Raw genomic sequence first — 451 nt, 5'->3', positions numbered from 1 at the left:
GCAAGCTGCAAGCCATAAGCTGCAAGGACGTAGGGTGGGCTTCAGCCCGCCAGGGCCTGGCCCTGTCGGTGGGGCTGAAGCCCACCCTGCGGAGCTGATTCGCTTGCAGTTGTAGGTCGGGTCACGCTTCATCGGCCCGGCGAGCGGAGTCACGGTGGATGTAAAGAGCGATATCCACCCTACGCTAGCTGGATCGAAGAGGCCTAGGCGGCAGCGGCAAGCTGCAAGCCATAAGCTGCAAGGACGTAGGGTGGGCTTCAGCCCACCAGGACCTGGCCCTGTCGGTGGGGCTGAAGCCCACCCTACGGAGCTGATTCGCTTGCAGTTGTAGGTCGGGTCACGCTTCATCGACCCGGCGAGCGGAGTCGCGGTGGATGTAAAGAGCGACATCCACCCTACGCTAGCTTGCAGCTTGCAGCTTGCAGCTTGCAGCTTGCAGCTTGCAGCTTGC

The sequence above is a fragment of the Pseudomonas lopnurensis genome, from assembly GCF_015070855.1.
In the GTDB taxonomy this organism is placed as follows: Bacteria; Pseudomonadota; Gammaproteobacteria; order Pseudomonadales; family Pseudomonadaceae; genus Stutzerimonas; species Stutzerimonas lopnurensis.
Note: the sequence above shows the minus strand (reverse complement) of the source record.